This window comes from Rohdeia mirabilis (assembly GCA_007750655.1).
GTDB lineage: Bacteria > Planctomycetota > UBA1135 > UBA1135.
The window spans coordinates 1,686,031-1,701,337 of sequence record CP036290.1; the positions used below are offsets into that span (position 1 = coordinate 1,686,031).

Genomic DNA, 15,307 nt, shown 5'->3' on the forward strand with positions numbered 1-15,307 from the left:
CCTGGATTCGAACCGGCCCAGCGTGTGCACTGTTCGGCGCAAAACGCGGCTGGCCACCTCCGGTGAGGAACGACGCTGCACTCCGACGACCTTCCGACCACCGAGACCATGCCCACCAAGTCCTTCCCGACCACCTCGAAGAAGCCCAGCGTCCGACCGTCCGCCGACGGATCGTTCACCAAGGCCCAGGCCGAGAAGGTCACCGGCAAGAAGCTCCTCGACTTCGACACCCCGCTCGTCCAGGTGCGCCAGAGCGCCGTCCACGGGCTCGGTCTCTTCGCCGCGGCGCGGATCGCGAAGGGCGCGCTCATCGGCACCGCCCAGGGCCGGCGCACGAAGCGCAACAACGACCACGTGCTGTGGATCGAGGAGCACGACGGCGAGGTCTGGGGCCTCGAGCCGCTCAACGAGTTCCGCTTCACGAACCACGACGACGATCCGAACGCGATCTTCTTCGGCGAGGAGCTCTACGCCGCGCGCGCGATCGCGAAGGGCGAGGAGATCTGCTTCCACTACGACGGCGACGTCGAGCCGGCCGACTGATCGCAGGGGCGGCCACGCGCAACCCGCGGCCCGGCGACGAGCGAGGCGGCACCACTCGGTGCCGCCTCGCTTCATTCGCGCTGGCCCGTTCCGGTCTCGCGCGTCGGCCGGATCAGCCGTTCGACGCCGGGGTGCTGCAGTCGGCGCTCGCCCGTGACGGCGTAGAAGCGCTCGCGCACGCCCGAGAGCGTCAGTGCCTCGATGCAGCCGTAGCCCCGCTCGATCGCGTCCGAACTTGTCGTCGGCGCGGGGAAGAGGCCGCGGCCCGTCCGACCGAAGGCCTTGAGCAGTGCACTGTCGTCGAACTCGCCGACCACGCGCGGCCGGATGGATTCGCGCTCGAACCAGCTGTCGACGAGTCGTCTGAGCGATTGACCGCGCATCGGGAGCAGGACCGGAACGTCCGCGAGCAGCCGCGGGTCGTGCTGTGCGGCGCGCGAGGCGAGCGCCAGGTCCGGTGCGCCGAACAGCCCGACCGCGCTGTCGCCGAGCGGATGGTGGACCGCGCTCGCGTCGTCCGACTCGCCGAGGGGAGCGTCCGTGAGCACGAGGTCGAGCTCGTTGGATCCCAGGCGCGTGAGCAGGCCGCTCGGCGAACCCTGGTGGCACTGCACGACGAGTTCGGGATCCGCGAGGGCCGGCGCGAGCAGTTCGAACGCCGCGAGTTTGGGCACGGACTGCACGACGCCGATGCGCAGGAGGTGCCCGCGCCGCCCGGGTGCGGGCCCCGAGGGGCGGGCGAGCGCGCTCTCCAACTCGCGCCCCAGACGGAAGATGTCGTCGGCGTACTCGAAGACCAGGCTCCCTGTCTCCGTCAGCTCGAGGTGACGTCCGCGTCGATCGAAGAGCCGCTGGGCGAGCGCGGTCTCGAGGGCCTTGACCCGCATCGAAACGGCGGGTCGACCCACGTGGAGGGCCGCTGCAGCCCCCGCCATGCTGCCTTCACGCACCACGGCCCAGAAGGCGCGCAGGTCGTGGTAGTCCAACCGATCGAGGGGCACTTGGGGGTCCATGGCGGGCTCTTGGGTCAACACAGCTGATGCTTCGAGTCAGCAGTGCCCGTCTATCGGCCCTGGCCCGCCGGCCGACAATGGAGCCAACGTGGGGGAGCGGCGCACGGCCTCGCGGTCCGAACTCCCGGCCCGCCCGCTTCCCAAGCTTCTCGCCCGAGCTCCCCGAAGACCCCAACACCCCCCGATTCCCGCTCCACCGAACCGACCACCGAGTGGCGCCGCCGTGGCGCGCTCGGCGCATCGCCCACCTGGGCAGTTGACCCGACAGGCACCACTTTCGAAACGACCATGCGCATCCATCTGCACTCCCGTGGCTCCCGCGTCTCCTCCGATCTCGGACAGCACGCCACTCGACGTCTGCGGTTCGCCCTCGACCGGTTCGCCGATCGGATCCGCGGTGTGGTCGTCCAGTTCCGAGATCCGAACGGTCCGCGTGGGGGAGTGGACGCCCTCTGTCAGGTCCGGGTCGCGCTGACGAACGGCGACGTGCTCGTCGTCGAGCAGCTGTCCGAGGATCCGTTCCTCGCCGTGGGGCGCGCGGCCGACCGCATGCGCCGCACCGTCCGCGACCGCATCGAGCGGCGACGGGAACGCCGTCGCGAGCGCCGCTCGCCCGACCGCGCGGCCTGACGTGATCGCGGCGCGCTCGCCGATCGAGCGCGCTGGAACGAGCGCCGGGCGGATCTCCCACGGGAGATCCGCCCGGCTTCGCGTCGATGCGCCCAGGGGTCGAACGAAGGACCCCACCAGCGCGCGGCTCGACCTACTGCCCGATCAGGCCCTCGAGGCCCTGGGCCGCCGCCAGTCGGAAGGTGGCGATGTCGAGCATCGCGCCCTGGCAGTAGAGCGACGCGCCGACGAGGTTCGGGAACTCGGGCAGCGGCAGCGTGAACGGCACCGGACTGCCCGGACCGGCCCAGCCGCCGGCGATCTTCAGAGCGATCGAGGTGCCCTGGTCGACGAGCAGCGCGCCGTCCAGGCTCGGGTCCAGGCCGAACCCGGGGACCACCGTCCCACAGGGGCCGGGGAGTGCCGCACCGTTCACGCTGAGGATCGCGATCGACCCGTTCGTCATGGAGCCGGTCGGGTCGTCGACGCCGAGCGTGAACGAGGTGCCGATCGTCGGCACGCCGGACAGGGCCGTGAGGCTTCCAGCGGTGTTCGTGCCGCAGCCCATGGGCAACCACTCGGCGTCGGTGTTCTCGTAGGCGCCGATGTCGAGCGACGACATGCCCGCCACCCCCGGACGGTCGAAGGTGCGCAGGTGCCCCGCGAGGTCGCCCGCCGTCCAGTTGGGCAGCAGGGTCTCGTTGCCCGCGTCGATCAGGGCGCCGGACGCGAGCGGCCTCCAGCTCGCATCCATGCCCGAGGACGGCAGCAGGAAGCAGTTCGTGCCGCTGATGGTCGTGCGCGCCGCGGAGTTCAGCGCGGAGTAGATCCCGGCCACTTCGGTGAGGCCGATCGGGGGACCTGCCAGCGCGTACGAATCGTGGTCCCAGAGCGCGCAGTTGTAGAGCTCCACCGGACCGCTCGCGGCGTAGAGGCCCGCGTATGTGGAGAAGGAACCGGTCGAACCCGAGGAACCGTTCGAACCATTCGGCTCGCCGGAGCCCGCCGACCCGCCGTTGCCGCCCGAGCCGCGGTAGCCGGACAGGTTCGAGCCGAAGGTGCAACTGGTGAGTTGGGCCTTGGCGCCCGAGGTGACGAACACGGTGCCGTGCCCCGCGTCGCCCCCCTTGCCACCCTTGCCGCCGTTGCCACCGTCACCCGCGGCGAGGGAGAAGGTGTAGCCGTCGCCGCCCGATCCGCCGGTTCCGCCCTTGCCGCCGCTCCCGGCGCGATTGCCGGTGAACAGGCAGTTGGCGAAGATCGGGTCCGAGCTCGAGCCGGTCACGTACACCGCGCCGCCGTTCCCGCCGTTCCCACCGGTCTTCCCCGTTCCGCCGTTGTCGGCGTGGTGCGAGAGGATGGTGCCGTCCGCACCGTTGGCGCCCTTCGCGCCCTGGCCGCCGGTTCCGGCGAAGTTGTGGGAGAAGATGCAGCGCTCGAAGCGGGGCGAGCCGTTCGAGACGTAGAGCCCACCGCCATGGCCGCCGGCGCCGGCGCTGCTCCCACCGTTGCCGGCGTTGCTCGAGGTGACGATGCAGTCGCGGAAGAGCGGGGATGCGCCCGAGATGAGAATGGCGCCGCCGCCCGAGCCGGTCCCCGAGGACGAGTTCGCCGCCTTGCCGTCGCGAATCGTGAACCCTTCGACGACCGTGGCGATGCCTTCGTTGTCGTGGATGTAGAAGACACGGCTCGCGCCGCCGCCGGTCAGCGTCGTCGCGCTCGCTCCAGCTTCGGACACCAGGTGCAGCACCTTGCCGCGCGTGGTCAGCGAGTTGACCGTGTAGGTGCCGGGAGCGACGAGCACCGTGTCGCCCGAGACGGCCTGGTCGATCGCGCTCTGGATCGACGGCGCCTGGGCGGGGACGTGGATGGTCGCCTGGGCCAGGGCGGTGGAGAAGGGGAGGCACGCTGTCAGAGCAGCGGACGCGACGAGGAATCGGATGGGGAGCATGGGGATCGACCGTTCGAGGAGTTCCGGGACCTGCCCGGCCGGACGTCGGATGACGCCCTCGATCCTGGGAGCGACGTTCGCCCCGTTCGTCTGTCAGGAATTCTCGATCCGCTCCCGAACCGCCGCTTCGAGTTCGGCCATCCGTGCCACGCGAGCGGGTCGATCGCCACCCTCGGCGGCGCGCGCCTCCTCGCGCGACCGCGCGGCCCGTTCGAGGGCGGCGTCGCGTTCGGTCGCGTCCGTGGCCACGAGGGCCTCGCAGAGCGCGACCACGAAGTCGGCCCGCTGTTGGAGCCAGGAGCCTCCTCCCGCGTGGGAGCGCGTGAACGGCTGGGCTTCACGGGCCAGTTCGAGTCCGCGTTCCGGCTCGCCCGCCAGCGCCACCGCAATGGCCCGACACTGGTCGGAGACCACGATCATGCCCCAGATCGGCCTCGGCACGGCGCGACCGCGCGTGCTGCAGGTCTCGGCGGCGGCGGCGGCGCGCACGAAGTCGCGCGCGCCGAGCGCCGCCTGCGCCAGCCACAAGTGGTCGTCCGGCAGGCTCGGGTGCTCGGGCGACAGGTTCTCCACCTTCCACTCGATGCCGCGCTCGAGCGCGTCCACGGCTGCGTCGTAGCGCTCCGCGTCGCAGAGCGCCTTGCCGTACAGGATCTGCTGGTTCGCGACGAAGAGCGACGACTCGCCGAAGATCTCGATCAACAGATCGAGCGAGCGCTCACCCGCCTCGACCGCGGCGAGCGACTCCCCGCGGCGGCGCTGTGCTTCCGTCAACGAGGACAGCGCCATCGCCAGGTTGCGGCTCGTGGGACCTTCGAGCTGTTCGGCGAGTGCGATCACTTCCTCGAGGCGCCCGACGGACCGGTCCAGCTCGCCGAGCGACGTTTCGACCGTCGCCAGGTTCGCGAGCTGCGTGAGGTAGAAGCGGTGCTCGGTGCCGTAGTCGGCGCGCATGCGCTCGATCACCTCGGTCATCGCGTCGCGTGCCTCCTCGAAGCGGCGCGCCTGGAAGTAGGCGGCGCCGATCGAGTTGAGGCAGAGGACGGTCTGAATGCCGAGTCCGTCCTCGCGGGCGTGGGCCAGCGCGATCTCGAGCTGTTCGAGCGACTCGTCCGTCCGGCCCGTGCGCATGTACACGTCGCCGAGCACCTTGCGCGCGGTGAACGACGCGTGGGGGTAGTCGGCGCGCACACCGGGGGCGAGGGCCAGTCCGCGTTCCGCGAGCGCCAGCGCCTCGTCCATGCTCCCGCGCAGCTGCAGTTCGGGCGTCGTGTCGTTGATCGCGCGCAGCACCGTGATGTCGGGCGCGCCGAGTTCGTCCAGCCGAGCGATCAGCGCGAGGAGGCGCTCGACCGCGTCGGGAGCACCGAGTTGGGAGTCGAGCGACGCCAGGTTCACCTCGAGCTCGGCGCGCTGCAGTTCGGGGACCCGCGCGTCCTGGGAGAGGGCAAGGGATTCGGCGGCGAACTCCCGCGCGCGCTCCCAGTCGCCGAGTCCCGTGTACAGCTCGGTGAACGCGGAGAGGAACTGACCGCGCAGCACGGGGTCGTCGGGGAACGCGTTGCGCGCGCGATCGGCGGCCCCGTCGACGGCGTCGATCAAGAGCACGTCGCGCCCCTCGGTCCACGGCGTCGGGGCGGCGATGATCGACACGAACTCGTCGAAGACCGCGCGCTGGACGCGGGTCGCCCGTTCCGCTCGTTCGCGTGCTTCGCGCTCGATCGCGCGGGCCTCTTCGGCCTCGGAGCGCGCCGAGGCTTCGGAGGCCAGAGCCGCTCGGGCGCGGTCGCGCTCGTGCTCGGCCTCGGCCCGCGCGTCGAGTGCCTGCAGGCGCGCCACATCCGCCTGGGACTTGGCGTTCTCGGCGCGGGCGAGCGCTCGATCGGCGTCGTTCCGCGCGTCGACGGCTGCGGACCGTTCCTTCTCCTTCTCGAAGTAGAGCGACGAACTGACGGCGACCCCGCCGACGAGCACGACGAACACCGCGACGACGCCACCGACGAAGCCGCGGTTGCGGCGCGCGAACTTGCTCGCCTGGTACCAGGTCGAGGGGCGCCGCGCATCGATCGGCTCGTCGGCCAGGACGCGCAACAGATCGGCCGAGAAGGCTGCGGCCGTGCGGTAGCGCCGGCCGGGTTCCTTCGCGAGCGCCTTCATCACGACCGTTTCGAGGTCGCCTCCGAGGCGCCGGTCGCGCAGGCCGAGCGCGGGCGGATCCACTTCGCGCACCACGCGCGCGGCCTCGTGCGGCGGCAGGCTCGCCACGTCGAGCGGAAGCGTGCCGCACAGCGCCTCGTAGCACATGACGCCCAGGGCGTAGACGTCCGTGCGCGCGTCGATCTGGCTCGAATCGCCGGACAACTGTTCGGGACTCATCGTGCCGAGCGTTCCGAGGACGTCGCCCGTGCGCGTGTGCATCGACTCGAGCGACTGGTCGCCGACGCTGTCCGCGATCGCACGCGCCAACCCGAAGTCGAGCACCTTCGGCCGTCCGGCGGCGGTCACGAGAACATTGGCGGGCTTCAGGTCGCGGTGCACGATGCCGCGCTCGTGCGCGTGGTGTACCGCGTCCGCCACTTCGCACACGAGACGCACGATGGCGTCCCGACCGAGTTGGTGCCCGCGCACGTAGCGGTTGAGCGGCTCGCCCTCGACCAGCTCCATCGCGAAGTAGGGCTCGGCACCGTGACCGCTGATGTCGGCCGTGCCCGCTTCGTGCACGCGGGCGATCGCGGGATGGTCGAGGCGCGCGAGGACCTCGGCCTCGTTGCGGAAACGGCGCAGCGTGTCGCTCGACGCCGCGACGGAGCGCACGACCTTCACGGCGACCTCGCGCTCGGGCGAGCCACCGCGCGCGCGGTAGACCGCACCCATTCCGCCGGTGCCCAGGCGTTCGAGGACGCGGTAGGGGCCGATGGTCTCGGGGATCCGCGTCGACTGGGGCGGCGCGTCGAGGAACGACAGCGGCGCGCGTTCGAGGTCGGCGCCGTGCACCGAGTCCGCCGCCAAGAGCTCGCGCACGATGCGCGACGTGTCCCGATCGGCGACGGCCAGCGCGGCCTCGCGGTCGTGCGGCGGCAGGTCGCAGACCTTGTCGAACAGCACCTGGGCGCGAGCGAACAGGTCGGGGTCGTTGGGCTGGGGCATCGAGGGCGGTCGTGGGGCGCGGCGATCGAAGCGGAGCGGGGGGGCGGGCCGAGGTCCGGGGACCGTCCAACGGCGGAAGCGACGGGCGCGGCCGCCGTCCGTCACGATTCTCGCAGGTTGCGCCGCCGGGCCGCCGCCGACGAGGCCGCCGGGTCAGGAGCCTTCGAGGGCGCGGGCCATCCAGGCGCGGGCGAAGCGCCAGTCGCGGGCCACGGTGGCCGGGGAGACGTCGAGGACCTGGGCCACCACGTCCATCTCGAGGCCGGCGAAGAAGCGCAGCTCCACCACGCGGGCCTGGCGCGGCGAGAGCTGTTCGAGTTCCTCCAGCGCGTGGTCGAGAGCGACCAGGTCGACGCCTCGATCGGCCGCGAGTTCGGCGCCGGGACCCGGGGCGTCGGCCGAGTCCAGGTCGACGCGCTTCCAGTTGCCGCCGCGCTTGGCCCGTCCCTTGCCGCGCGCGTGGTCGACGAGCACGCGACGCATGGCGCGCGCGGCCGTGGCGAAGAAGTGGGTGCGGTCGTTCCAGCGGTCGTCGTCGCCGATGCGCAGCCAGGCCTCGTGGACGAGGGCGGTGGGTTGCAGCGTGTGGTCGGCGCGTTCGCTCGCGAGCAGGCGTTCGGCGAGCGAGCGCAGTTCGAGGTAGGCGTCCTCGACCAGGGCCGCGCTGTCGGGGACGGAGGACTCGCCGCGGCGGCGCCGAGCTCCGAGTTCCTCGAGGAACTCCTCGTCGCCGGCTCCCGCAGCCTCTTCGTCGTCGCCCTTCACGCCCCAAGAGTAGCTCGCACGGGTCCGCGCGGGAGCAGCCGGGCGACCGCGGTGCCGGAACGGCCAGTGGCCGAGGGTCCCCGCTGCCGTTCCACGATCGCGCGCGGTCCGCTCCACAGGCCCGGGCCCACCAGCGCCTGGCGTAGCATCGCCCGTCCCATGGCCGATCCGTTCGCACGCTCACTGGCCGTCGTCACCGGAGGTGGCAGCGGAATCGGCCTCGCCGTGGCGCGCGAGCTCGCGGCGCGTGGCTCGGCCCTGGTCCTCGCGGGCCGTGACGGCGCCCGTCTCGACCGCGCGGCGCGCGAGCTCGGAGAGCGGCCCGGCGGGCCGCCGGTGGTCGCCCAGTCCTGCGACGTGACGCGCGCGGACGACGTCGTCGCCCTCGTCGCCAGCGCGGAACGCGTCGCCGCCGAGAGCGGGCGACGGATCGACCTCGTGGTCTCGAACGCCGGCGCGGTCGAGGTGCACGGCGTGCTCGACGCTCCGGTCGACGAGGACGGTCACGACGTCTACGACCGCATGCTCGACGTCTGCTTCCTTGGCGCGGTGCGCGTGGCGGAGGCGTTCCTGCCGGGCCTCGTCGCGCGTGGTCGCGGCCTCGTCGTGCAGACTGCGTCGGCGGCGGCCCTGCGCGCGTTCGACGGCATCGCGGCCTACTCCGTCGCGAAGCACGCGCTGCTCGGCTGGTCGCGCGCGGCCGCCCTCGAGCTCGCACCGCGCGGCGTCGGCGTGGCGGTCCTCTGTCCGTACTACGTGCGCGGCGAGATGCTCGAGCGCGCCAGCGCGGCACTGGCCGCGGACGCAGGGCTTCACATCGACGCGGCCCGCGCGCTCTTCGCGAGCCGCAATCCCGGTGGCGCGCTGGTCGAGCCCGAACAGATCGCCGGGACGACCGCCGAGCTGTTCGAGCGCGCCTTGGTCGAGTCGCCGGGTCCGGGCGCTAGGGTGGTCGTCCTCGACGGCGGCCCAGCGCGCCCGCCCGACCCCGCGATCGATCGAACCCCATGAGCACACCCTCCGACAAGCCCCACATCGAACCCGTTCAACCCGAGGGCTGGGCACCGGCCAAGGGCTACTCGAACGGCATGGTGAGTCACGGCGGTCGAACGGTCTGGGTCGCCGGCCAGATCGCGTGGGACGAACAGCAGCGCCTCGTCGGCCGCGGCGACTTCCAGGCCCAGTTCCGCCAGGCGCTCGAGAACGTGCGCGCGGTCGTCGAGGCGGCCGGCGGCGAACCGTGGCACCTGGTGCGCCTCACGATCTACGTCAGCGACAAGCGCGACTACCTGGCCGACCTGAAGGCCATCGGCACGATCTACCGCGACGTCCTCGGGCGGCACTTCCCGGCCATGGCGTTGGTCCAGGTGGCCGACCTGCTCGAGGAGGGCGCGCTCGTCGAGATCGAGGGCACCGCCGTCCTGCCCGACTGAACCGCACACCACTCTCGAACCACCCATGCAGCCCACCACGTTCCACTTCGAGCTCGACGGCCACGTCGGCGTCGTGCGCCTCGATCGCCCCGATCGACTCAACGCGCTGACGTTCGAGAGCTACCGCGAACTGACCGACTTCTTCGTCCACCTGCGCACGCGCGACGACGTGCGCTCCGTGCTTCTGACCGGCACCGGGCGCGCCTTCTGCTCGGGCGGGGACGTGAAGGACATCATCGGCCGGTTGTTCGACGTGCCCGAGGCGGACCTGTTCGCGTTCACGCGCATGACCTGCGATCTGATCGAGAACATCCGATTGCTCGAGAAGCCAGTGGTCGCGGGGCTGAACGGAACCACCTGCGGCGCGGGCGCGGTCATGGCGGCCGCGGCCGACGTGCGCGTGGCGGCCGAGTCGGCGAAGATCGCGTTCCTGTTCGTGAAGGTCGGGCTGTGCGGCGCCGACATGGGCGCGGCCTGGCTGCTGCCGCGCATCGTCGGTCTGGGCCGCGCTTCCGAACTCTTGATGGGGGGGGAGTTCATCTCGGCCACCGAGGCCGAGCGCATCGGGCTCTACAACAAGGTCGTTCCGAACGACGACCTGTACAGCGAGGCGCTCGAGTACGCGCGGCGCCTGGGCGCGGGGCCGAGTTTCGGACTCGCCGTCACCAAGCGCATGCTCAACGCCGAGGCGCACATGTCGCTGCGCGAGGCGATGCAGGCCGAAGGCTGGATCCAGGCCGAGTGCATGAAGCACCCCGACTACCGCGAGGGATTCGACGCGGCGATGGAGAAGCGGGCGCCCGACTTCGGACGGGGCGTCGGAGTCGTGCCGACGCGCTCGTCGAAGGAGAGCCGACGATGAGCGCCGAGCTGGTCGGGACGCTGCGCGAGCGCGCGCGCGAACTGTGGCAGGGCTACGCGGCGCCGCCCGAGTCCGCCGGCGAGGAGCTGCGTGCGCGCGCGGCGTCGACCGCGCTCGCCGATGCCGACCTGCTCGGCTATGCGGTCGCAGCGGCCCGCGGCGGACACGCGACATCGGGACTCTGCTCGGACGACGAGCCGTCGGTGCGCGCCATGTGCGCGCTGCGCGACGAGCTTGCCTATGGCGACGGACTGCTCGACCTGATGTTCGTGATGCAGGGCCTCGGTTCGTACCCGCTGCAGATGGGGGGGCGCGGTCCGTTCGCCGACGCCGTGTGCGCGGACGTGGTGGCCGGTCGCCAGATCGCGGCCTACGGACTGACCGAACCGGGCGCCGGGTCGAACCTCGACGAGATCGCGACAGGCGCCACGCGCGACGGAGCCGGCTGGCGACTCGACGGCCTCAAGACCTTCATCTCGAACGCGGGGATCGCGGATTTCTACTGCGTGCTGGCACGCACGTCCGGCGAACCCGGCGACCGCACGCCGGGCGGTCTGACGATGTTCTTCGTGCCCGCATCCTGCAACGGACTCACCACCCTTCCTTTCGAGGTCATCGCGCCGCACCCGATCGGCGAGGTGCGTTTCGATGGCGTCGAGGTCAGCGACGACCTGCGACTCGGTGAAGTGGGGGAGGGGCTGGATCTGGCGCTGCGCACGCTCGCGCGCTTTCGAACCACGGTCGGTGCGGCGGCCAACGGCTTCGCGCGGCGCGCACTCGACGAATCGGTCCAGCACCTCGGCGCGCGGCAGCAGTTCGGGCGTCCGCTCGGTGCGAACCAGGGTCTGCGCTTCGACCTGGCCGAGATGGACGCGCGGCTGCGTGCGGCCCAGCTGCTGGTCGACGAGGCCGCGCTCGCTTCGGACCGACGGGCGCCCGACGTGGCCCGCTCGGTGGCGCGCGCGAAACTCGTCGCGACCGAGACCGCGGGCTGGATCTGCGATCGCGCGGTCCAGCACCACGGCGGGCTGGGTGTGAAGCGCGGGCAGATCGTCGAGTCCTTGTACCGCGAGGTCCGGGCCCTGCGGATCTACGAGGGCGCGACCGAGATCCAGCGCCTGATCCTCGGCAAGCTCGTGCTCGCGAACGGGGCTCAGCCTCCGCGTTGACCGCTGGGCGGGCCGCCGCGGGTCGGTTCCGCCCGCGCCGGCGATAGGATGGTCGGCCTTCCCCCTTCCGATCGCCATGACCGAACCCGCCCCCTTCGCGGACGCGCTCGCCCCCGGGCGCGTCGTCGCCGACCGCTTCGAGTTGAAGTCGCCCTGGCGTCAGGGCGGCCTCTCGGTGGCCTTCGAGGCCCACGATCGCGAACGCGACGAGCCGTGCGAGGTCCAGTCGTTCTCGGCCGGCCTGTTCGAGGGCGAGGACCAGGCGCGCGCCTTCGCCGCCACGTTCGAGCCCTGGATGGCGCTGCGCAGCGAACGCGTCGCCCGCGTGCGCGCCGTCGTCGTCGAGGGACCGAACGCGTTCGTCGTGACCGACCTCGCCACCGGGCGGTCGCTGCGGCAGTTCTTGGACGAAGCCGCCGGCGAACCGCTCGCGCCCGCGCGCGTCGTCGAGATCGGACTGGCTCTGGCGCGTGGCCTCGAGGACCTGCACGCCGCGGGGCTCGTCCACGGCGACGTGAAGCCCACCTCGGTCTACGTCGACGGACCGAACGTGATGCTCGTCGACGGCGGCACGACGCCGAGCTTGTGGACGGCCAAGGATCTCGGTGAACGCACCGCGCTGATCGGGACGCCGTACTACGCGCCGATCGAGCAGTTCGGCGGCGAGGCGCCTGGCCCGGCGTCGGACATCTACAACGTCTGCACGCTCCTGTTCGAACTGGCGACCGGCGTGCAGCCCTTCGCGGGTCGCTCGTTCCTCGAGGTCTTCCAGTCCAAGCTCGCACCCGAGCCGCCGACGTTCGCCCAGCGTGCCCCGAAGCTCGCGAGCCGCGGCGCGTTCGAAGAGGTCGTGCGCCGCGGGCTCTACGCCGACGCGAACCGGCGCTACCGCACGGCGCGTGAACTGCGCGCCGCGCTCGAGACCGTCGCGGGGGGCGCCCGTGTCTGAGATTCGACTGGACGCGAGCGGCGAGCTCGACCTCGCACTGCCCGAGCGCTTCAACCTCGCCGAGTACTACCTCGACGAGCCGGCCGCGACCCACGGCCCCGACCGCGTGGCGCTCGAGGTGCACGGCGAGTCGCGCACCTACGCCCAGCTGATCGACGGTTCGAAGCGGATGGCGGCCCTGTTGCGAAGGCTCGGCGTTCGGCGCGAGGAGCGCGTCCTGATCTGCTTGCCCGACGGTTTCGCCTACTCCGACGCCTTCTTCGGCGTCCTGCGCGCCGGTGCGGCCTTCGCGATGGTGTCGCCGCTGCTGAAGGAGGAGAGCTACGCCGAGTACCTCGACTACGTGAACTGCCGCGTGGCGATCGTGCACGCCGAGACGTTGGAACAGATGGCGCCGGCGTTCGCCCGGAGCGAGTCGTGCGAGCACCTGATCGTCGTCGGGGGAGCGGCCGGCGCCGCACCCGGACACATCGACGCGACGAGCGCTCTGGCGGCCGAGGACCCGTCGTCGCCCGCGGCTCGCACGGCGGCCACCGGACCCGACGACCTGGCGGGGTGGCTGTTCACCAGCGGCTCGACCGGTCGGCCCAAGGGCTGTGTGCACGTCCAGCGCGACTACGCCTACTCGACCGAGACCTACGCCAAGAACGTGGTCGGCTACGGACCGGACGACGTGTGTGTCGGCGTGCCGAAGCTGTTCTTCGGCTACGCCACGGGCACGAACCTGATGTTCCCGCTGCGCTTCGGCGGCCGCGCGGGTCTGTTCCCCGAGCGCTCGACGCCCGACGCCCTGTTCGACGCGATCGAACGCCACCGGCCGACGGTGCTGACCTCGGTGCCGACGATGATCAACGCGATGCTGCGCCACGAGCGCATCGCGACGGCCGATCTCTCGAGCCTGCGCCTCGTGCTGTCGGCCGGCGAGGCGCTGCCCGAAGCGCTCGCGAAGGCCTGGATGGAACGGACCGGCACCGAGATCCTCGACGGGATCGGTTCGGCCGAGATGTTCCACATCTACATCTCGAACCACCCCGGCGACGTGAAGCCCGGCAGCCTCGGCCGCGTCGTCGAGGGCTACGAGGCGCGCATCGTCGACGACACGGGCGCTCCGGTCCCCGACGGCGAGCCCGGACGACTGGCCGTGCGCGGCGGTTCGACGGCCCTGTGCTACTGGGCGAACAAGCAGGCCAGCAACGAGACGTTCCAGGGCGCGTGGTGCGTGTCGGCCGACGTGTTCAAGCGCGACGCCGACGGCTACTACACGTACGAGGGGCGCTCGGACGACCTGCTCAAGGTCTCGGGCATCTTCGTCTCGCCGCTGGAGATCGAGAACGCGCTGTTGTCGCACGCGGCCGTCGACGAGGTCTGCATCGTCGCGCGCGAGGACGCCGGCGGCCTCGTCAAGCCCCAGGCGTTCGTCGTGCCGGCGAGCGGCGTTCGCGGCGACGAGGCTCTCGCGGCCGAGCTCGTGACGCACGTCAAGACGACGCTCGCTCCGCACAAGTACCCGCGTTGGTTCGAGTGGGTGGACGACCTGCCCAAGAACGACCGCGGCAAGGTGGATCGGAAGGTGATGCGTGCGCGCGTCGAGCGCGGCGAGGTGCAGGCATGAGCGGCGCCCAGCCTCTCGCGCGCCACCGGCTCGTGGACCTGACCTGGCCCGAGGCCCGCGAGCTGTTCGCCGCGGACCCGATCTGCCTGTTGCCGACCGGCGCGACCGAGCCGCACGGGCCGCACCTGCCGCTCGACGTGGACGTGGTCATCTCGAGCGCCCAGGCCGAGGCCGCCGCGCGCCGGTTGGTGGCGGCCGGTGTCCCCGCGCTCGTGCTGCCGCCCCTGTCGTACGGCGTGACGTTCTTCACCGAGGGCTTCGAAGGGCGCGTCAGCCTGCGCCCGGGAACCCTGTGGTCGATGATCGACGACATCGTGAAGTCGCTCGAGGAACAGGGCGTGCGCCGCATCTGCATGACGAACGCGCACCTCGAGCCGGAGCAGGTGAAGGTCCTGCGCGGCGTCGTCCTCGACCACGGCGCGATCACGAAGAACAAGGCGCACCTGATCCTCGCCGACCAGCTGCGCCGTCGATGGACCTCGACCCTGGGCGCGGAGTTCGCGACCGGCGAGTGCCACGCGGGTGACTACGAGACGTCGATCGTGCTGGCCACCGATCCGGATCGAGTGCGGACCGACGTGATGGCGGCGTTGCCCGGTCGCGAGGTCGGTCTGGTCGCCGGCATCCAGTCCGGCGTGAAGTCCTTCCGCGAACTCGGCGCAGACCAGGCCTACTGCGGCGAGCCCGCGGCCGCTTCGGCGGAGAAGGGTCGCGAGATCCTCGAGCAACTGGCCGAGATCACCGTCGTGACCTGTCGCGAGGCCTGGCCCGAACGCTTCCAAGGGAGCGTCTGAGACGCGCACGCACATGGGCAAGATCTTCGAGTGTCAGCAGAACGTGCGCTTCGGCCACGTGGATCCGGCGGGGATCGCCTACTTCCCCAAGATCTACGACTTCATCCACGAAGCGTTCGAGGAGCTGTGGCAACTGCACGTGGGGGAGCGCTACTACCACCTCCTGCAGGAGAAGCGCATCGGCTTCCCGCTCGTGCACGCCGACGTGGACTTCGTGCGGCCGCTGCGCTTCGGCGATCGGCCGCTCGTCCGCATCACCTGCTTCAAGCTCGGCCGCAGTTCGCTCGGCCTGCGCTACGAGTACCGCGTGGACGACCAGGTCTGCGTGGATGCGCGCATGACCACCGTCTGCGTCGAGCTGGACTCCCTCGAGCCGCTCGAGATTCCCGCCGCCTACCGCACACGCTTCGAGGCGATCCTCGAGGACGCCCCCCCGAAACGACGCGACTCCCGCGCCTGA

At 71.5% G+C, this 15,307-nt stretch carries 14 protein-coding genes; 10 read left to right on the top strand and 4 right to left on the bottom strand.

From position 1 onward, the window contains the following. The first annotated feature begins 108 nt into the window (after positions 1-108). Entirely contained in the window at positions 109-543 is a 435-nt protein-coding gene (locus Pla163_RS06300; RefSeq protein ID WP_145185250.1) for an SET domain-containing protein, read from the top strand. A gap of 71 nt (positions 544-614) precedes the next feature. On the opposite strand, the gene Pla163_RS06305 is transcribed toward Pla163_RS06300, so the two are convergent. Continuing rightward, positions 615-1,574: a LysR substrate-binding domain-containing protein gene (locus Pla163_RS06305; RefSeq protein ID WP_145185253.1), complete on the bottom strand. Its 960-nt coding sequence runs from the start codon at positions 1,572-1,574 to the stop codon at positions 615-617. 270 nt (positions 1,575-1,844) lie between these two features. On the opposite strand from Pla163_RS06305, the gene Pla163_RS06310 reads away from it, so the two are divergent. Next, entirely contained in the window at positions 1,845-2,186 is a 342-nt protein-coding gene (locus tag Pla163_RS06310; protein ID WP_145185256.1) for an HPF/RaiA family ribosome-associated protein, read from the top strand. 133 nt (positions 2,187-2,319) lie between these two features. Here Pla163_RS06310 and Pla163_RS18815 read toward each other — a convergent pair whose 3' ends face one another. From Pla163_RS18815 to Pla163_RS06325, 3 genes are all read right to left on the bottom strand, one after another. After that, on the bottom strand, positions 2,320-4,116 hold the full coding sequence (locus Pla163_RS18815; RefSeq protein WP_419186377.1) for a right-handed parallel beta-helix repeat-containing protein: 1,797 nt from the start codon (positions 4,114-4,116) through the stop codon (positions 2,320-2,322). 93 nt (positions 4,117-4,209) lie between these two features. Further along, complete coding sequence (locus Pla163_RS06320; protein WP_145185260.1) at positions 4,210-7,263, bottom strand: serine/threonine-protein kinase; 3,054 nt, start codon at positions 7,261-7,263, stop codon at positions 4,210-4,212. A gap of 153 nt (positions 7,264-7,416) precedes the next feature. Then, positions 7,417-8,028 (bottom strand): ECF-type sigma factor, encoded by a 612-nt coding sequence (locus Pla163_RS06325; protein ID WP_419186378.1) that lies wholly within the window; start codon positions 8,026-8,028, stop codon positions 7,417-7,419. Positions 8,029-8,187: 159 nt separating this feature from the next. Here Pla163_RS06325 and Pla163_RS06330 point away from each other — a divergent pair, with 159 nt between their 5' ends. From Pla163_RS06330 to Pla163_RS06365, 8 genes are all read left to right on the top strand, one after another. Beyond that, the gene (locus Pla163_RS06330) at positions 8,188-9,039 is read left to right on the top strand and encodes an SDR family NAD(P)-dependent oxidoreductase (protein ID WP_145185266.1); all 852 of its coding nucleotides are present in this window, start codon (positions 8,188-8,190) and stop codon (positions 9,037-9,039) included. Next, positions 9,036-9,461, top strand: coding sequence for a RidA family protein (locus Pla163_RS06335; RefSeq protein WP_145185269.1), 426 nt, complete (start codon positions 9,036-9,038; stop codon positions 9,459-9,461). The genes Pla163_RS06330 and Pla163_RS06335 overlap by 4 nt, the downstream gene beginning before the upstream one ends. Before the next feature lie 25 nt (positions 9,462-9,486). After that, complete coding sequence (locus Pla163_RS06340) at positions 9,487-10,323, top strand: enoyl-CoA hydratase family protein (RefSeq protein ID WP_145185272.1); 837 nt, start codon at positions 9,487-9,489, stop codon at positions 10,321-10,323. Beyond that, complete coding sequence (locus tag Pla163_RS06345) at positions 10,320-11,492, top strand: acyl-CoA dehydrogenase family protein (RefSeq protein ID WP_145185275.1); 1,173 nt, start codon at positions 10,320-10,322, stop codon at positions 11,490-11,492. The genes Pla163_RS06340 and Pla163_RS06345 overlap by 4 nt, the downstream gene beginning before the upstream one ends. Positions 11,493-11,568: 76 nt before the next feature. Then, complete coding sequence (locus Pla163_RS06350; protein WP_145185279.1) at positions 11,569-12,441, top strand: serine/threonine-protein kinase; 873 nt, start codon at positions 11,569-11,571, stop codon at positions 12,439-12,441. Beyond that, entirely contained in the window at positions 12,434-14,053 is a 1,620-nt protein-coding gene (locus Pla163_RS06355) for a benzoate-CoA ligase family protein (protein WP_419186379.1), read from the top strand. Before Pla163_RS06350 ends, Pla163_RS06355 begins: the two co-directional genes overlap by 8 nt. Next, positions 14,050-14,847, top strand: coding sequence for a creatininase family protein (locus Pla163_RS06360; RefSeq protein WP_145185285.1), 798 nt, complete (start codon positions 14,050-14,052; stop codon positions 14,845-14,847). Before Pla163_RS06355 ends, Pla163_RS06360 begins: the two co-directional genes overlap by 4 nt. A gap of 13 nt (positions 14,848-14,860) precedes the next feature. After that, positions 14,861-15,307: an acyl-CoA thioesterase gene (locus tag Pla163_RS06365; RefSeq protein WP_145185288.1), complete on the top strand. Its 447-nt coding sequence runs from the start codon at positions 14,861-14,863 to the stop codon at positions 15,305-15,307.